We start from the raw sequence: 17,724 nt of genomic DNA, 5'->3' as shown, positions 1-17,724 counted from the left end.
CTGCACCTATGATCGGTCGCCTTGTAGTGGTCGGTCTGGGGTTGATCGGTGGTTCGTTTGCCAAGGGCTTGCGTGAAAGCGGCGTGTGCCGCGAAGTGGTTGGGGTCGATCTCGATCCGCAGTCGCGCAAGCTGGCGGTCGAGTTGGGTGTGGTGGATCGCTGCGAAGATGACCTGGCGGCTGCATGCCAGGGCGCGGACGTGATTCAGTTGGCGGTGCCGATTCTGGCGATGGAGAAAGTGCTCGCGCGATTGGCGAGCATGGATCTGGGTCAGGCGATTCTGACCGATGTCGGCAGCGCCAAAGGCAATGTCGTGCGCGCGGCAACCGAAGCGTTTGGTGGTATGCCGGCGCGCTTCGTGCCGGGCCATCCGATTGCCGGTTCCGAGCAGAGTGGGGTGGAAGCCTCCAATGCCGAGCTGTTCCGTCGCCATAAAGTGATCCTCACGCCGCTTGAGCAAACAGATCCGGCTGCGCTGGCGGTGGTCGATCGTCTGTGGCGCGAACTGGGCGCCGACGTCGAGCACATGCAGGTCGAGCGTCACGATGAAGTGTTGGCCGCAACCAGTCATCTGCCGCACCTGCTGGCGTTCGGTCTGGTCGATTCGTTGGCCAAGCGCAATGAAAATCTTGAGATCTTCCGTTACGCTGCGGGCGGTTTCCGCGATTTCACAAGAATCGCCGGAAGCGACCCGGTGATGTGGCACGACATCTTCCTCGCCAACCGCGAGGCTGTCCTGCGCACACTCGATACATTTCGCAGCGACCTCGACGCCTTGCGCGACGCGGTCGATGCAGGGGATGGGCACCAATTGTTGGGCGTTTTCACTCGCGCCCGGGTTGCCCGCGAGCATTTCAGTAAAATCCTGGCCCGCAGGGCCTATGTGGACGCTATGAATTCCAACGATCTGATCTTCCTGGCTCAACCTGGTGGCCGCCTGTCCGGTCGGATTCGCGTACCGGGTGACAAATCCATTTCCCACCGTTCGATCATGCTCGGCTCGCTGGCCGAAGGCGTCACCGAAGTCGAAGGTTTCCTTGAGGGCGAAGACGCCCTGGCAACCTTGCAGGCATTCCGCGACATGGGCGTGGTCATCGAAGGCCCGCACCACGGCCGCGTGACCATTCACGGTGTTGGCCTGCACGGCCTGAAACCTGCGCCGGGCCCGATCTATCTGGGCAACTCCGGTACCTCGATGCGTCTGCTGTCCGGTCTGTTGGCCGCGCAGAACTTCGACAGCACCCTGACCGGTGATGCTTCGCTGTCCAAGCGTCCGATGAATCGCGTGGCCAATCCACTGCGTGAAATGGGCGCCGTGATCGAAACTGCCGCTGAAGGTCGTCCGCCGATGACCATTCGTGGTGGCCACAAGCTCAAAGGTCTGACCTACACCATGCCGATGGCCAGTGCTCAGGTGAAATCCTGCCTGCTGCTCGCCGGTCTGTACGCTGAAGGCAAGACCACGGTTACCGAGCCTGCGCCGACCCGCGACCATACCGAGCGCATGCTGCGTGGCTTTGGCTACCCGGTGAGCGTTGATGGTGCGACGGCTTCGGTCGAGTCCGGCGGCAAGCTGACCGCTACTCATATCGAAGTACCAGGCGACATCTCGTCGTCGGCGTTCTTCCTGGTGGCTGCTTCGATTGCCGAAGGTTCGGAGTTGGTGCTTGAACACGTCGGCATCAACCCGACCCGTACCGGCGTCATCGACATCCTCCGTCTGATGGGCGCGGACATCACTCTGGAAAACCAGCGTGAAGTCGGCGGCGAACCTGTGGCTGACCTGCGCGTGCGGGCAGCTAAACTCAAGGGTATCGAGATTCCCGAAGCGCTGGTTCCGCTGGCCATCGATGAATTCCCGGTACTGTTCGTGGCCGCTGCCTGCGCCGAAGGGCGCACCGTGCTGACTGGTGCCGAAGAGCTGCGGGTCAAGGAATCGGATCGCATTCAGGTGATGGCGGACGGTTTGCTGGCGCTGGGCGTCAAATGTCAGCCAACTCCGGACGGCATCATCATCGACGGCGGCCAGATTGGCGGCGGCGAAGTGCATGGTCACGGCGATCACCGTATCGCGATGGCCTTCAGCGTTGCATCCTTGCGCGCCACTGCACCGATCCGCATCCATGATTGCGCCAACGTCGCGACGTCGTTCCCGAACTTCCTCGCATTGTGCGGTCAGGTCGGTATTCGTGTGGCACAAGAGGCTCAGTCGTGAAGAACATTGCACCGGTCATCACCATCGATGGGCCAAGCGGCTCGGGCAAAGGCACCGTTGCCGGGATTCTGGCCAAGCGTCTTGGCTGGAATCTGCTGGATTCCGGTGCGCTTTACCGTTTGCTGGCGTTCGCTGCGCACAACCATGGTGTCGACCTGACCAATGAAGAGCTGTTGAAGAAACTTGCCGCTCATCTGGATGTTCAGTTCATTGCGGCGACCGACGGTCAATTGCAACGGATCATTCTGGAAGGTGACGAGGTCAGCGATGTCATTCGCACCGAAAGCGTCGGCTCCGGCGCTTCGCAAGTGGCTGCATTGCCGGCCGTGCGCGAGGCGCTGCTGCAGCGCCAGCGTGCTTTCCAGGAAGCGCCGGGCCTTGTAGCTGACGGTCGCGACATGGGTACGGTGGTTTTTCCCGATGCACCGCTGAAGATTTTCCTGACTGCCAGTGCCGAGGAACGGGCGCGCCGTCGATATTTGCAGTTGAAGGGCAAAGTCGAGGGTGTTAGTCTGTCGAGTCTGCTAGATGAGATCCGTGCACGCGACGAGCGTGACACCCAGCGCGCAGTGGCCCCGCTCAAACCGGCGGCCGACGCGATACAGCTGGATTCCACGGAGTTGTCCATCGATCAGGTGCTTGAACGCATCATGAGCGAGATCGCCATTCGCGATATCGCCGGGTGACCAAGAAGGCCGCAGGGGACCAGTCATAGTCCTGCAGCGCTTCTTTTAAATGAAACTAACCCACACCGTCTGGGGTGTGGAGATGGGCGTATTCTTCGCCCTCATCTACAGGAATTAAAATGAGCGAAAGCTTTGCGGAACTCTTTGAAGAAAGCCTAAAAACCCTGAACCTTCAGGCAGGCTCCATCATCACCGGTGTTATCGTTGATATCGATTACCAAGCTCGCTGGGTAACCGTTCACGCTGGCCTGAAGTCTGAAGCACTCATCCCGCTTGAGCAGTTCTACAACGACGCTGGCGATCTGACTATCAATGTCGGTGACGAAGTTCACGTTGCTCTGGACTCGGTTGAAGACGGTTTCGGTGAAACCAAGCTGTCCCGTGAAAAAGCCAAGCGCGCCGAGTGCTGGATCGTTCTGGAAGCAGCCTTCGCAGCTGAGGAAGTGGTCAAGGGCGTTATCAACGGTAAGGTTAAAGGCGGCTTCACTGTCGACGTTAACGGCATCCGTGCGTTCCTGCCAGGTTCCCTGGTTGACGTCCGTCCAGTGCGCGACACCACGCACCTGGAAGGCAAAGAGCTGGAATTCAAGGTCATCAAGCTGGACCAGAAGCGCAACAACGTTGTCGTTTCCCGTCGCAGCGTCCTGGAAGCCGAGAACTCCGCCGAGCGTGAAGCTCTGCTGGAATCCCTGCAGGAAGGCCAGCAAGTCAAAGGTATCGTCAAAAACCTCACCGATTACGGCGCATTCGTCGATCTGGGTGGCGTGGACGGCCTGCTGCACATCACCGACATGGCCTGGAAGCGCATCAAGCATCCTTCCGAGATCGTCAACGTTGGTGACGAAATCGACGTCAAGGTTCTGAAATACGATCGCGAACGCAACCGTGTTTCCCTGGGCCTGAAGCAACTGGGTGAAGATCCATGGGTTGCTATCAAAGCCCGTTACCCAGAAAGCACTCGCGTTACCGCTCGTGTAACCAATCTGACCGACTACGGCTGCTTCGCTGAGCTGGAAGAAGGCGTTGAAGGTCTGGTACACGTTTCGGAAATGGACTGGACCAACAAGAACATCCACCCTTCGAAAGTCGTACAAGTCGGCGACGAAGTGGAAGTTATGGTTCTGGATATCGACGAAGAGCGTCGTCGTATCTCCCTGGGCATCAAGCAGTGCAAATCTAACCCATGGGAAGATTTCTCTGGCCAGTTCAACAAGGGCGATAAAATCTCCGGCACCATCAAGTCGATCACCGATTTCGGTATCTTCATTGGTCTGGACGGCGGCATCGACGGTCTGGTTCACCTGTCCGACATCTCCTGGAACGAAGTTGGCGAAGAAGCTGTTCGTCGTTTCAAGAAGGGCGACGAGCTGGACACCGTTATCCTGTCGGTTGACCCAGAGCGCGAGCGTATCTCCCTGGGTATCAAGCAACTGGAAAGCGATCCGTTCTCCGAGTACGTCTCGGTTAACGACAAAGGCGCAATCGTTACTGGCACCGTGAAAGAAGTTGACGCCAAAGGCGCCATCATCGTTCTGGCCGACGATATCGAAGCGACTCTGAAAGCCTCCGAAATCAGCCGTGACCGCGTTGAAGACGCGCGCAACGTTCTGAAAGAAGGCCAGGAAGTAGAAGCCAAGATCATCAGCGTTGATCGTAAGAGCCGCGTGATCCAACTCTCCATCAAGTCGAAAGATGATGCTGAAGAGAAAGAAGCTATCCAGAGCCTGAAAGAGACTCCGGAAGCTGTTACCGGCGAGACCACCATGGCGGCATTGATGCGCCAGGCATTGGCCAAACAGAACTAAGTTCTGCTTGATCATTAAAAAGGGCGACTTCGGTCGCCCTTTTTTGTGCCTGTGATTTGATGGGTGTGCTTACTTTTTGTGCGAACAGCGCTGCTTGTGAAACCATTCCATGCGCCCGATTGTCTGTTTCTTTAATCGGATCAATCGCCTATTCGCGACTAAGCTTGTCTTAAGCGTGTAGTGGTCGGGCGTAGCCTGGCATAAGGAAGTGAATGAACAAGTTTATTGCCCTCATGGCTGTGTTGGTTTTGGCAGGCTGCACCACTAGCGCCAAGACTCATGCGGTACGTGGCGTCAGCGGTATCGAGGTCGACTGCTCTGGATTGGGTTCTGGCTGGGAGAAGTGTCAAAAACGAGCAGCGAAGGAGTGCAAGGGGGCTGGCTACAAAGTGATCACCCGATCGGATGATGCCAAGGATGAGGATGAGTTTCCTTTTGGCTTCAACCCTGCTGGCTACGTGACGCGAACCATGTTGGTCATCTGTCGCTGAGTGTCGTGAGCTGGTTTGTTGATTTGATGCCCTGAAAATGGGCGTTTCAACGCCGAGGAATATATGTCAATCCCTGGGCTGTTCAAAATCTTCCGGGCGTGCTAAAACCTTTCAAGCGCTGATCTAGCTGCTTGAAAAAGAAGGGAAAAATATGACGAAGTCGGAGTTGATCGAACGAATTGTCACCCATCAAGGGCTGCTCTCATCCAAGGATGTGGAGTTGGCCATCAAGACCATGCTTGAACAAATGTCCCAGTGCCTGGCTACCGGAGATCGCATCGAGATCCGTGGGTTTGGCAGTTTCTCTCTGCATTATCGTGCGCCGCGCGTTGGGCGCAATCCGAAGACCGGTCAGTCGGTCAGTCTGGATGGCAAGTTCGTTCCGCATTTCAAGCCAGGTAAAGAACTGCGTGATCGAGTGAACGAGGAAGAGGAGGAGGGGGTTTGACAATCGCTATTTTTCCTGGGGTGGCTCATGCGTAACCTCAAGCGTATCTTTCTTGGCGTTTTCATTCTTTTATTGGTGCTATTGATTCTGGCATTTGTGCTGGAGAACCAGCAGTCGGTATCGTTAGTGTTTCTGGGTTTGTCTGGTCCGCAGTTGCCGGTTTCGCTTGTTGCGGTTTTGGCGTTGCTCATCGGCATGCTGATTGGTCCGATTCTTGGCTGGTTTCTAGGACGTTCGTCCAAAGCAGCGCGCAAACGTCTTACTTGAAACGATAGATGCAGGGCATCTGTCGAATTGCGTCTCTACCTGCCTATATCCATTCGTAAAACGTCCGTTAAGCTGTAAAATGCAGCCCTTGTTCGACAACGCCTTTAACGCACGTCGATTCAGACTGACTTTGACGGAGGCCATAATTGATGGCTTCTGAATTCATGGATTAGATGGTGCTCGTTGATGGCACTGTCCGCAGCTCAAGGGTATGGTTTCGCGTGAAAATTTTAGTTACCGGCGGCGCCGGGTTCATCGGCTCGGCAGTCATCCGTCATATCATCTCCAATACAACCGACTCAGTCGTTAACGTCGATAAACTGACTTACGCCGGTAATCTGGAATCCCTGGCAGAGGTTAGCCAGGACGCGCGTTATGCATTTGAGCACGTTGATATCTGCAATCGCGATCAAATCGACCGTGTTCTGCATGAACATCAACCAGATGCGATCATGCATCTGGCCGCAGAGTCTCATGTCGATCGCTCGATTTCCGGACCATCCGAGTTCATTCAAACCAATATCATCGGTACTTACACCCTGCTGGAAGCCGCGCGCCACTATTGGGCTGCATTGGAGGATGGGCGTAAAGCCAACTTCCGCTTTCACCACATTTCTACTGATGAGGTTTACGGTGATCTTGAAGGTCCGGAAGACCTCTTCACCGAAACTACGCCTTATCAGCCAAGCTCGCCTTACTCGGCAAGCAAGGCAAGTTCCGACCATCTGGTTCGCGCTTGGGCCCGTACTTATGGCCTGCCTACTCTGGTCACCAATTGCTCGAACAATTACGGCCCCTGTCATTTTCCTGAGAAATTGATTCCTCTGATCATTCTCAATGCACTTGAAGGCAAGCCGCTGCCGGTCTATGGCAAGGGCAATCAGGTTCGTGACTGGCTGTACGTAGAGGATCACGCTCGTGCGTTATACAAGGTCGTGACGGAGGGGGACATCGGTGAGACCTACAACATTGGTGGTCATAATGAGAAGCAGAATATCGAAGTGGTGCATACCCTATGTGCATTGCTGGACGAGCTGCGCCCTGACTCCGCTCACCGTCCGCACGCAAGTTTGATCACTTATGTTCAGGATCGCCCTGGTCACGATCAACGCTACGCAATCGATGCGAGCAAGATCCAGCGCGAGCTGGGGTGGACTCCCCAGGAAACTTTTGAAACCGGTATTCGCAAGACCGTCGAATGGTACTTGAGTAACACCGAATGGGTAGAGCACGTAAAGAGTGGTAGCTACCTGCAATGGATTGACCAGAATTACGCAGGTCGCTCGAACAAGGTATGAAAATTCTCTTGTTGGGAAAAAATGGCCAGGTTGGTTGGGAGCTGCAGCGCTCCTTGGCGCCGCTTGGTGAGTTGATTTCCCTTGATCGCGATACGGTCGATGGTTTGTGCGGCGACGTGTCTGACCTGGACGCGTTACGCGCCACCATACGTCAGGTAGCCCCGAATGTTATCGTCAACGCCGCCGCATATACTGCCGTGGATAAGGCAGAGTCTGAGCCGCAACTCGCTGAGCGAGTAAATGGTCAGGCACTTTGTGTGATGGCAGAGGAAGCGCTGTCCTGCGATGCATGGCTGATTCATTACTCGACTGATTATGTCTTCAGTGGGGATGGTTCTGCACCTTGGCGGGAAGATGATCCGGTCGCTCCCCTGAATCAGTACGGTGCCAGCAAGCTTCTAGGCGAGCAGGCGATTGTCGATTCGGGGTGTAAGCATCTAATTTTTCGTACCTGTTGGGTATATGCTGCTCGCGGCAACAACTTCGCAAAAACCATGTTGCGACTGGCGAAAGATCGTGAGTCTCTCGATGTTATTGCCGATCAGGTAGGCGCGCCAACCGGTGCTGATCTGATTGCCGACGTGACTGCTTTTGCAATTCTCAAAGTGATGCAGCGTCCCGAATTGGCGGGTGTTTATCACTTGGCCGCCCGTGGAGAGGTTTCATGGCATGGGTATGCCACCCAAGTCATCGATTTCGCCAAAGACAACGGCGAAGCGCTCGCCGTGACGTCTGTAAACGAGATAGCCACGACTGCTTATCCAACGCCTGCACGTCGCCCACTCAATTCACGGCTGAATACTCAGAAGTTGCGCGACAATTTTTCTCTGCACTTGCCGGATTGGCAAAGTGGTGTAACCCGAATGCTTAGGGAAGTTTTGAACAAATGACCACGACAAATCGTAAAGGCATCATCCTCGCCGGTGGCTCCGGCACTCGTCTGCATCCTCTGACTCTTGGGGTGTCCAAGCAGATGTTGCCGATTTACGACAAGCCGATGATATTTTATCCGCTGTCGGTGCTGATGCTGGCGGGCATGCGTGAAGTCCTGATTATTTCCACGCCTGAAGATTTGCCATGTTTCCGTAAACTGTTGGGTGATGGCAGCCTGTATGGCATCAAGCTGACGTACGCCGAGCAACCAAGTCCGGATGGCTTGGCACAGGCTTTTATTATTGGTGAAGAGTTCATCGGCGAGTCCCCTTGCTGCCTGATCCTCGGTGATAATATTTTCTACGGTCAGCACTTCTCGGATAATTTGCGCTCTGCCAGCTCTCAGCAGCATGGTGCGACCGTATTTGGTTATCACGTCTCCGATCCCGAGCGTTTTGGTGTTGTAGAGTTCGACAAAACCGGCCGGGCGCTAAGTATTGAAGAAAAACCGCTGAAGCCAAAATCCAACTATGCAGTGACCGGGCTGTATTTCTACGACAACGATGTTGTCGAGATCGCTAAAAATATCAAACCGTCCGATCGTGGCGAACTTGAAATCACCGATGTTAACCGTGCGTACCTCGAGCGCAAGACACTCAATGTTGAAATGCTAGGGCGTGGTTTCGCCTGGCTCGACACCGGGACCCATGATTCTCTACTCGAAGCGAGCCACTTTGTGCACACCATTGAGCAACGCCAAGGCCTGAAAGTGGCTTGTCTTGAAGAGATTGCCTATCACAATGGTTGGATTACCGCCGAGCAGTTGGGCGCTCAAGCTGATGCACTAAAGAAGACCGGGTACGGTCAGTACCTGCAGAAGCTGCTGGATTCACCATCTCGCTGATTCGAGCGCCGAGCCTTTTCGAGTCGAAGCGTTTTAACCGGTGCAAGCAGGAATGGCATGCCAGTAAAACATCCCAAGGTCGCGGTTTTGCTGGCTGCCTACAATGGTATGCAGTGGATCGAGGAGCAATTGGCCTCGATCCTCGGCCAGTTAGCTATCGACGTAACTATTTATATCAGTATTGATCCCTCCACTGATGGTACCGAAGGGTGGTGTGCTGCTTACGCCGCTGAGCATCCTGAAGTTTTAGTCTTGCCGGCTGCCGGCAGCTTCGGTGGAGCATCTCGAAATTTCTTTCGACTCATACGCGATGTCGACTTTGACGGTTACGATTTTGTTGCCTTCGCTGATCAGGATGACATCTGGCACACGAACAAGCTTCAGCGTGCGACGCATGTCCTCCAAACCCGTGAGGTGGATGCCTACTCCAGTAACGTCACGGCTTTCTGGCCAAATGGCAAAACTCATTTTCTGGACAAGGCACAACCTCAGGTTGCCTGGGATTTTCTTTTCGAGGCTGCGGGGCCCGGCTGTACGTACGTAATGAGTAAGAGCCTCGCGGATTCTCTAAAAAAATCGATGCTCGATAATTGGCGGCTTTTACAAGATGTCAGTTTGCATGACTGGTATTGCTATGCATTTGCCCGCAGCCATGGTTATCGTTGGTACATCGATCCTGAACCATCCATGAACTACCGCCAACACGAGCGTAACCAAGTGGGCGCCAACAAGGGTTTAAGCCCACTGGTTGCCCGCTACAAAACCATTCACGATGGTTGGTGGTTTAATCAGGTGCAACTGATTGCGCACTTGATCGGGCATGACTCACACCCCTTTGTACGAACCTGGCTGAAATTGCGGCGCAGGCACCTTTTGAGGCTGTCCTTCAGCGCCTGCCATTGTCGACGCCGGATGCGCGATAAGATTTTTTTCTTTTGCATTTGCTGGGTTACTGCGTTGATAGGGAAGATGACTAGATGATGGCCCCGAAGGTATTAGTTACAGGGGGGGCTGGTTTTGTTGGCGAAGCGGTAGTTTTCAAGCTGTTAGTGGACAAGAAGTTCTCCCCAATTGCATCTGCGCGCGGTATCACGCGCCTGAATGGACTGTGCCCGACCCAAATCTTCGACTTGACCCGCGTCGATGCCTTGCCCGTCCTTGATGATGTACAAGTTGTCATTCATGCCGCTGCTCGAGTGCATGTCATGAATGAGGCCTCAATGGACGCTTTGGCCGAGTTCCGTAAAGTAAATGTGATCGGCACCCTCAGGTTGGCGGAGCATGCTGCTGCATCAGGGGTTAAACGCTTCATCTTCGTTAGTTCAATTAAGGTCAATGGCGAAAGTACATGCTTGGGTATGCCGTTCAAAGCCGATGATCGACCCGATCCGCAGGATCCATACGGCGTATCCAAATACGAGGCTGAGGAGGGATTAAAGCAATTAAGTCGAGACACCGGCATGGAAGTGGTGATCATTCGCCCTCCACTGGTCTATGGTCCAGGGGTGAAAGCAAACTTTCGCAGCATGCTGAGTTGGCTGGCCAGACGTATCCCTTTGCCTCTAGGTGCTATCAGCAATCAACGAAGTCTGGTTTCGATCGGAAATCTGGTGAGTCTTATTGTTACGTGCATTGATCATCCCGCAGCCGCCAATCAGATCTTTCTGGTGAGCGACGGTGAAGACTTGTCTACAACTGAACTGCTCCGTCGGCTTTCTAAGGCGTTGGGTAACTCCGCGCGGCTTGTGCCATTCCCTGAGACGTTATTAACGCTAATGGCATCAGCGCTGGGGAGGAAGGCTATCGCGCAGAGAGTCTGCGGTTCCCTCCAAGTCGATATTAGTAAAAATCGTGATTTATTGGGATGGAGTCCTTCCGTCAATATGGACAAAGCCATGCGTCAGACCGCTGGCTATTATCTGGATGAACAATCGAAATGACTGTTTGGTGGCTTCTATTCGCAGTTTTCGCCATTTCATGGGCATCGACGTTTGTCTTGCGCCGTTATGCGCTGACGAAGAGTTTGATGGATATACCTAACGAGCGTAGCTCTCATTCGGTCCCTACGCCGCGCGGGGGCGGGGTGGCCATTGTAGTTTCCTTCCTTCTAGCGCTTCCCGTGCTTGCGGGTCTTAATCTGATAAGCGCCTCTACGCTGTATGGGGTCTTTGGCTCGGGTCTACTCGTCGCGTTGATAGGGTTCGCTGATGATCATGGCCATATTGCCGCCAGGTGGCGTTTGTTGGGTCATTTCATTGCGGCGGTATGGGCTCTGTTCTGGTTTAACGGTTTCCCCACAATCGATTTATTTGGCGTCGTTATTAATCTGGGGTGGTTTGGTGACATCCTGGGTGTGGTGTATTTGGTTTGGATGTTGAATCTGTATAACTTCATGGACGGGATTGATGGTTTGGCCAGCGCCGAGGCTATCAGTGTTTGCCTTGGAATGGGGTTGGTTTGTTGGATCAGCGGGAGCAGTGACTTGGCTTGGATGCCTTTGATTCTGGCAGGGGCAGTAGCAGGTTTTCTATGGTGGAATTTTCCACCCGCACGGATTTTTATGGGAGATGCAGGAAGTGGTTTTCTGGGGTTGGTGCTTGGGGGGTGGCAATCCAGTCTTCGGGAAATTCACCGGAAATGCTGTGGAGTTGGATGATTATGCTCGGCGTTTTTATTGTCGATGCAACCTGGACTTTAATTCAGCGTCTCTTGCGCGGCGACAAAGTATACGAAGCCCATCGTAGTCACGGATATCAGCATGCAACTGATCGGTGGGGTAGTCATGGACTGGTAACGGCGGGGGTCGTGATAATAAATGTGTGTTACTTGTTTCCACTGGCATTGATGGTCGGAAACAATTGGTTAAATGGTGCTTTCGGTGCGCTCTTGGCCTATTCCCCGCTAATGGTGCTGGCATGGAAGTTTAATGCTGGAGTGGCGGCATCCAAGTAGTCGGAGATATTTGAAGGGATATTAAAATTTTCGAGGAAAAGAGAGTTTCCAGGGCTTCCTTTTAATAAGCCTATCTGTCGATGTTTTGCGAGCTAGCCAGTCCGCGATCAAGGTGGCTGAGATCTTATAGTTAACAGCCCGCTGTTTTTTGAAAGCAACTTCGTAGGCGTTCAAAAAACGGCGGGCTGTTTAGATTACATTGGGGTCAATTCAGTTGAGTTGTTTTCCTGTTAGGCGCCGGCTCATCCTCTGAGTCGGCGGCCCAGATGAGCCAGTTTGCGTAAGATTTTCCACCCGGTACGCCCACATTTTCTTACTGCATCAAACAACGCAGGGTATTGTGCGAGCCGGTTGGCCAGGCTGCGCACCGCTCTGACTCCGCCTCTGTTTAGCTCCTGGCGACTAGAGTTAATCTCTTGCTGAAGGATACTGAGCTCTACCTGAAGTGCAGCTAAGCGATGTCGAGATTCCGCTTCCTGCGCTGTGACGTCGCGATAGCTACGGAGCATTGCCTGCAGGCGGAAATTTTCATATCTAGGCAGCCCGAGCATGTTGTTCGCCAGTCGACGCATGGCAGGCCAGGTCTTATATGTACGCAGCATTGACTGTGGACGGACACGATAAAGGCAACCAATCTTTGGAATGATCGCAATTTTTCGACCCGCTGCCGTCAACTTCAAGTAAAGCGCCCAATCTTCCCACATGGCCTTGCTGGATTCGTCCCATCCACCAAACTCTCTCAGCGTGGATGTTCTAAACCCTGCGTTCGCATGCCCAAGCTGGTTATCCAGTTGCGACGCAATTACACCGTCGCCAAGAGGGCGGTACACATACATGCCAGATCGCACGATGTTGAAATCAGTACCGTCATCAAAAGCACAAAGATAAGGAACGGCCGCGGCGTGCTGCGGATTTGATCTGAGAGAGAAAACGATATCTCTTACAAAATCATTCAACGGTACATCATCTGAGTCGATATTGATGATGAAATCAGTTTGTGCGGCCGCGAGGCCCGTATTTCGCGCCCCAGCCAAGCCCTTGTTTTGGGGGTGCCGTATTATCCGGTATGGTAATAGCAGATGTTCTTTTACCAGACTTTGCAATCCATCAACGTAATCTTCCTCTGACGCGTCATCGACGAAAACAACTTCTGCTGGTTTCAGGCTTTGATTGTTGATTCCGAAAATGAGGTCTTCGATGTAATCAAGCGGTGTATTAAATACAGGAACAATTATCGTGGCTTCGCCTGTGTTCCCTGCAAGTAGCTTGGGCTGCTGATCTCCAGGGAACGCCTTGACCAACTCATTGATATCATTTTGAGTTTGAGCCATCGTCGAAACGAAGGACTCTCGCAAATCATGAAATGCAGCTGACGACAATGAGAGGAGGCCATGAATTCGCGCGCGGAAGCTCAAAGCATTGGGGTCGGCTAAACAAATGCTTCGGAATTCCTCGGGGATCATTTCAGGAACCCCGCCGGCGTTGGCCATCAACGGGACAGTTGTGGAGAAGGCAACATCAAGTAGTGCGTAGGGATGATTGTCACCAAGATAGGGCATCAGGCAAATCGCGCGGTGCGCTCGCTCGTGTAAAGCATCAATCGCCTGCTGCCGACTTAAATTACAAAATTCCTCAACCTGATAATGCTCTCGCAATACCTCAAGCATGGAATCTGTTTGTGGGTTGCCATGAACTTTAGGCCCGATCAGGCAAATGGTGGTAATCCCGGCTTTTTTCCATTGCTCTACATCCACGCCAGCAAGGGAGTCCAGGAGCAAGTCATAGCCTTTCATACGGGAACGTTTCCCGTAAAAAATCAACGTATCAATCTTGGTCGATGCGTCAAGCTCAGAGACTGGGCTATGAAGAGGGTAGCGCAGCAGGACATTGTTTTCCGCTGGGACGTTAATGCCGGCTTCAGCATAAAGCTCGCGCAGGAAGGTAGTAGGGAAGACTGCTAAGTCAGCACCTTCCACAGAAATTTTTTCTTTTTCGGCCGTACCCGAATGGGATAGTCCGAGCCACGATTCATGCGCATTCTCAAGATAATGGGTTATGCCATGGCAGTGGGCGATAATTCTGATCGTTTGCGGCAGCAACCCTGTTTGTTTCGCCTGAGCGATTCGGCAGCCGATACCTTGATAATCGCCATATTGAATTGTCGAAATATCAGGAAAATAAAATAGAAATTGCTGCACTGCTTTTAGAAATTGATCTTCTAAAGGTAAGGACTGTATGTCGGATTCAACCAATAACATTGAAGTGGACACAAGTTTTTCAGCGCGCAGAATTTCCTGGGTGAGTCCGTTAGCTACGCCGCCGAACAAGCAAAGTGATTTGTCGTAGCCGTAAGACTCTCGTTGCTCTCGAACGAATGTACCAATTCCTCCAGTGTTGTGAATTCCGGCGTATTCCGTAGTCACTAGAAGATGCTGTGGCCACTCATCGCCATGCAGTAAGCCAACGTCGATAAGGAATTCTTTGTAGAACTCTTCGGAGCAAGCGCATTCAATGAAAATCGTAGAGATAACCGGATCGTATTGATTCGCACGAGTATGCCCTGATCGGATGATCTCCAAGCCACTTGAGACGAAATAACGTTCAAGTTCCGTAAAGGACCATTCCCGGACGTGTGATTTGTTCTCAGGTCGGCTATTTACATCTTCATAATCGAGAAGTGTACGATCAGGAGTTGATACAACTAGACGGCTGCCAGGGCGCGCGATTAATTGCGCGCGCATCCATGCGACCAGAGGTCTTGGGTCGGTCAAATGTTCGATTACATCTGACAAAATCATGACGACTGGAGCTGTATTCGTCAGTTCCAGTGAGATTCGGGAAAGATCATCCCAGGATGTCAGGTCACATTCTACCCATTGCCATTCAGGATAGGCGGCGCGGCTTAGGGATAGGGAACCATGATAGTCGATCCCCATGACGTCATATCCGCCACCCTGGAAATAGTGAACGAGCTTATGGCCGCCACCGCACCCGATATCGATCACATGGGTGATTCCCTGGCGATCAGCTATATTTCTCGCCTCCCAGAGAACATCCGGTTGCCAGACTACGTCGTTATTCTGGGCGTCTTCGTAAATGACGTTAACGGAGCGTGCCTCACCTTCGGAGGAAAAATTACGCTCAGGCGTTGTAAAATGCAGACCAATCGCTGGTAATTCATGCTCTTGCGTGGCGATTAGTTCGTTTTCGAAGTTAAATTTTGACATAGGCCTGAAAAATATCTCTACGAATGTAAGGTACGATGTTTTTAAACGATATTTACACAGTTGATTCGGGCGAGGAGGTCGGCTCGCCTTCGTCTGCCGTGCTGCTTGGCAGCGCGACCTCTCCCCAGAACTTCTTGTTGCCAGTCACGCTGATAGCGCAAAAATCGTAGAGTCCATAGCACTCTTGATAAACTTGCAGGGAGTCGTGTCGCGCTATTCCTGCGATTAGCAAGTATTCGCGTGGTGCCACGTCAAGCTTGATCTTGGTTAAAAGGCAGCGTCGTTCTCCAGCTTTTATTGGGCCAATCGATGAGTTTTCATACATTGAGTGTGCCCCCCAATCAATGTGCCCGACTGGTCGCGAATGCCGACACCGAAATCCACCGAGTCAAAGGCTGCATTAAACTTCACGACCAGGCGAACGGTCATCCATTCCCCTATACCAAAATTCGAGCGCTGAACGCCTTCATCATCGGTTATATACACTTCTTCAATGAGCGCGCTGTGATCACCCACGACATGGTCTCGCCGAATGTCAATAGACTCAAGTTCGGCCAGCTGGGAGTGCTTTTCCTCTGATTGAGCGGTTGTTACGGTGCTCGAATCGACCTGCTTGGTCGGGGCTTTTGCCTCTTCCCGGCTCATTTTGTAGTACACCGTCACGCCATCGGCCGTACCGCCCTCGAACACTTTCTTCCCGTGACTGAGAACGATGGCTCGTGTACATACTCGCTCGACCGCATGGGTGTCGTGAGTAACGAAGAACACAGTACCCCCGTTTTCTCGGAACTCATCTAGCTTGCGCATGCAGCGGGCTTGAAAAAATACGTCACCGACCGACAGGATTTCATCGACGATTAAAATTTCAGGCTCGAAGGATATTGCGACAGCGAAAGCAAGACGTGCGTACATCCCGCTACTGTATGTCTTCACTGGCTGCTCGAGAAAATCTCCGATGTCGGCAAATGCAGCGATTTCATCGAATTTGTTCTCTACGACTTCTTGCGAAACGCCCAGGATTGTAGCGTTCAGAAAGATATTTTCACGGCCTGTAAATTCAGGGTTGAAACCTGAGCCCAACTCTAGAAGAGCAGTTACGCGTCCGTTGATAGCTACCTTGCCTGATGTGGGTGTCAAGGTGCCCGCCAGGATTTGGAGTAACGTTGATTTTCCTGACCCATTACGTCCAATCACGCCAATTGTTTCGCCGCGTCGAACTTCGAAACTAACGTCGTTAAGAGCCCAGAACTCCTTATACAGTTGGCGATGACCGCGATAGATCATTTGCATCATCCGATCGCTCGGCTTGCTGTACACCTGGTACATCTTGGAAACGTTTTCTACAGAAATTACGACATCAGAGGACATCAGCAAATCCTTTTCTCGTTTTTTGGAACCAGGCGTAGCCCAGGCAAGCAATGGCGATCGCCACTAGCGTATATATTCCTAACCCATACCAGTCCGGCATTTGCCCAAAAATCAACACCGCCCTTTGCTGTTCGATGATCATCGTTAATGGGTTGGCGTTCATTATAGGTCGGAGGTTTTCAGGCAAGGCGCTGACAGGATAAAAAACCGGGGCAAGAAAGGTCATAACCGTCATTAGTACGCCGATGGTTTGCCCAATGTCGCGTAGGAAAACTCCGAGCGACGCCAGCATCCATGCAAACCCTAGTGTCATGATTATCAATGGCACGATAATGAGTGGTGCAAAAATAGCTGTCCAATGTAAAAAGCCGTTCAAAATAACAAAGGCTCCCAACAGCACAATGAAACTAACTGCGCAGTGGAACAGTGCGGCCCCCAAGCTGATCACCGGAAGTATCTCCAGAGGAAACACTACTTTTTTTACATAATTAGTATTGCCGATAATTAACCCTGGTGCTCGATTCAGTACTTCGGCAAACAGGCTTTGTACAATCATTCCGACAAACAAGACGACAGCAAACTGAGTTTTGGTTTCCCCAGTGTCAACATTCCAGCGTGCTTTAAATACTACCGAAAAAACGAAGGTATATATAAGCAACATGAAAACAGGGTTCAAAAATGACCAAAGCAGGCCCATCATAGACCCTTTGTAGCGTCCTACCACCTCCCGCTTGATCATCTGCATGATCAACCGACGATTGGTACAAAGGCTTCGGGTCAACGCGAAGATGGAGGTAGGTTGATTGGCGTGTGGGTTCATTGGTATCCCTCTGGGTTTCGTTCTTGCCAGCGCCAACTGTCTGCGCACATCTGCTCTAGGCCACGGCTCGTCTTCCAGCCCCAAACACTTTCTGCATGGGAGGAGCCAAGGTGCTGCTTGAAAACACTCTCCAGCAAAACACTATTCCGGATGTCACCTCCGATGAAGTTCGGACGGGGTTCCAGTATGTCGTGAGCAGAGTGATGGCTGTCGGAAAAATTGTCTGGAATCAGCGTTTTACAGCTCGCCTGAGCAAGAGCTATGACAGTGTGCGAGCCAATGTAGCCTGCTCCACCTGTAACTAAAATCATAGATATACCTCTTTGTGTGTCCACGCTGTGCTCGCTAGTTTGCGTGCGGTAACGTCAT

Annotated in this window: 15 protein-coding genes and 1 pseudogene; 12 read left to right on the top strand and 4 right to left on the bottom strand. The window is 52.6% G+C overall.

The features are described from left to right. The first annotated feature begins 8 nt into the window (after positions 1 to 8). The 12 genes and pseudogenes from KI231_RS21020 to KI231_RS20965 all read left to right on the top strand — a co-directional run bounded on the left by KI231_RS21020 (position 9) and on the right by KI231_RS20965 (position 11,940). Complete coding sequence (locus KI231_RS21020) at positions 9 to 2,216, top strand: bifunctional prephenate dehydrogenase/3-phosphoshikimate 1-carboxyvinyltransferase (RefSeq protein ID WP_249412162.1); 2,208 nt, start codon at positions 9 to 11, stop codon at positions 2,214 to 2,216. After that, positions 2,213 to 2,902, top strand: a complete 690-nt coding sequence (gene cmk, locus KI231_RS21015; protein ID WP_015093983.1) for a (d)CMP kinase — start codon at positions 2,213 to 2,215, stop codon at positions 2,900 to 2,902. Before KI231_RS21020 ends, cmk begins: the two co-directional genes overlap by 4 nt. 119 nt (positions 2,903 to 3,021) lie before the next feature. Further along, positions 3,022 to 4,707, top strand: a complete 1,686-nt coding sequence (gene rpsA, locus KI231_RS21010; protein WP_103305675.1) for a 30S ribosomal protein S1 — start codon at positions 3,022 to 3,024, stop codon at positions 4,705 to 4,707. Positions 4,708 to 4,919: 212 nt separating this feature from the next. After that, positions 4,920 to 5,198 carry a hypothetical protein gene (locus KI231_RS21005; protein ID WP_103305676.1) on the top strand — a complete coding sequence of 93 codons (279 nt, stop codon included), beginning with the start codon at positions 4,920 to 4,922 and terminating at the stop codon, positions 5,196 to 5,198. Positions 5,199 to 5,349: 151 nt separating this feature from the next. Further along, on the top strand, positions 5,350 to 5,646 hold the full coding sequence (gene ihfB, locus KI231_RS21000; protein WP_003189779.1) for an integration host factor subunit beta: 297 nt from the start codon (positions 5,350 to 5,352) through the stop codon (positions 5,644 to 5,646). A 27-nt stretch (positions 5,647 to 5,673) separates the two neighbouring features. Then, positions 5,674 to 5,913 (top strand): LapA family protein, encoded by a 240-nt coding sequence (locus tag KI231_RS20995; RefSeq protein ID WP_213026229.1) that lies wholly within the window; start codon positions 5,674 to 5,676, stop codon positions 5,911 to 5,913. Between the two features lie 221 nt (positions 5,914 to 6,134). Then, positions 6,135 to 7,211, top strand: coding sequence for a dTDP-glucose 4,6-dehydratase (rfbB, locus tag KI231_RS20990; RefSeq protein ID WP_177431439.1), 1,077 nt, complete (start codon positions 6,135 to 6,137; stop codon positions 7,209 to 7,211). Continuing rightward, positions 7,208 to 8,101 (top strand): dTDP-4-dehydrorhamnose reductase, encoded by an 894-nt coding sequence (rfbD, locus tag KI231_RS20985; protein WP_213026228.1) that lies wholly within the window; start codon positions 7,208 to 7,210, stop codon positions 8,099 to 8,101. Before rfbB ends, rfbD begins: the two co-directional genes overlap by 4 nt. Beyond that, the gene (gene rfbA / locus KI231_RS20980; RefSeq protein WP_103305679.1) at positions 8,098 to 8,988 is read left to right on the top strand and encodes a glucose-1-phosphate thymidylyltransferase RfbA; all 891 of its coding nucleotides are present in this window, start codon (positions 8,098 to 8,100) and stop codon (positions 8,986 to 8,988) included. The genes rfbD and rfbA overlap by 4 nt, the downstream gene beginning before the upstream one ends. A 57-nt stretch (positions 8,989 to 9,045) precedes the next feature. Then, positions 9,046 to 9,969 (top strand): glycosyltransferase, encoded by a 924-nt coding sequence (locus tag KI231_RS20975; protein WP_213026227.1) that lies wholly within the window; start codon positions 9,046 to 9,048, stop codon positions 9,967 to 9,969. Next, the gene (locus tag KI231_RS20970) at positions 9,966 to 10,928 is read left to right on the top strand and encodes a UDP-glucose 4-epimerase family protein (RefSeq protein WP_103305681.1); all 963 of its coding nucleotides are present in this window, start codon (positions 9,966 to 9,968) and stop codon (positions 10,926 to 10,928) included. Before KI231_RS20975 ends, KI231_RS20970 begins: the two co-directional genes overlap by 4 nt. Continuing rightward, positions 10,925 to 11,940, top strand: a pseudogene (locus KI231_RS20965) (MraY family glycosyltransferase). Before KI231_RS20970 ends, KI231_RS20965 begins: the two are co-directional and overlap by 4 nt. Positions 11,941 to 12,182: 242 nt before the next feature. Here KI231_RS20965 and KI231_RS20960 read toward each other — a convergent pair. The 4 genes from KI231_RS20960 to KI231_RS20945 form a co-directional block, all read right to left on the bottom strand. Further along, on the bottom strand, positions 12,183 to 15,167 hold the full coding sequence (locus KI231_RS20960; protein ID WP_213026226.1) for a glycosyltransferase: 2,985 nt from the start codon (positions 15,165 to 15,167) through the stop codon (positions 12,183 to 12,185). Between the two features lie 294 nt (positions 15,168 to 15,461). Continuing rightward, positions 15,462 to 16,535: an ABC transporter ATP-binding protein gene (locus KI231_RS20955; protein WP_213026225.1), complete on the bottom strand. Its 1,074-nt coding sequence runs from the start codon at positions 16,533 to 16,535 to the stop codon at positions 15,462 to 15,464. After that, positions 16,525 to 17,355: an ABC transporter permease gene (locus KI231_RS20950; protein ID WP_103305685.1), complete on the bottom strand. Its 831-nt coding sequence runs from the start codon at positions 17,353 to 17,355 to the stop codon at positions 16,525 to 16,527. The genes KI231_RS20955 and KI231_RS20950 overlap by 11 nt, the downstream gene beginning before the upstream one ends. Beyond that, the gene (locus KI231_RS20945; protein ID WP_103305686.1) at positions 17,352 to 17,666 is read right to left on the bottom strand and encodes an NAD-dependent epimerase/dehydratase family protein; all 315 of its coding nucleotides are present in this window, start codon (positions 17,664 to 17,666) and stop codon (positions 17,352 to 17,354) included. Before KI231_RS20945 ends, KI231_RS20950 begins: the two co-directional genes overlap by 4 nt. Positions 17,667 to 17,724 lie beyond the last annotated feature (58 nt).

The sequence above is a fragment of the Pseudomonas sp. Seg1 genome (assembly GCF_018326005.1).
Classification (GTDB): Bacteria; Pseudomonadota; Gammaproteobacteria; order Pseudomonadales; family Pseudomonadaceae; genus Aquipseudomonas.
This window is presented reverse-complemented; position numbering and strand designations above follow the sequence as displayed.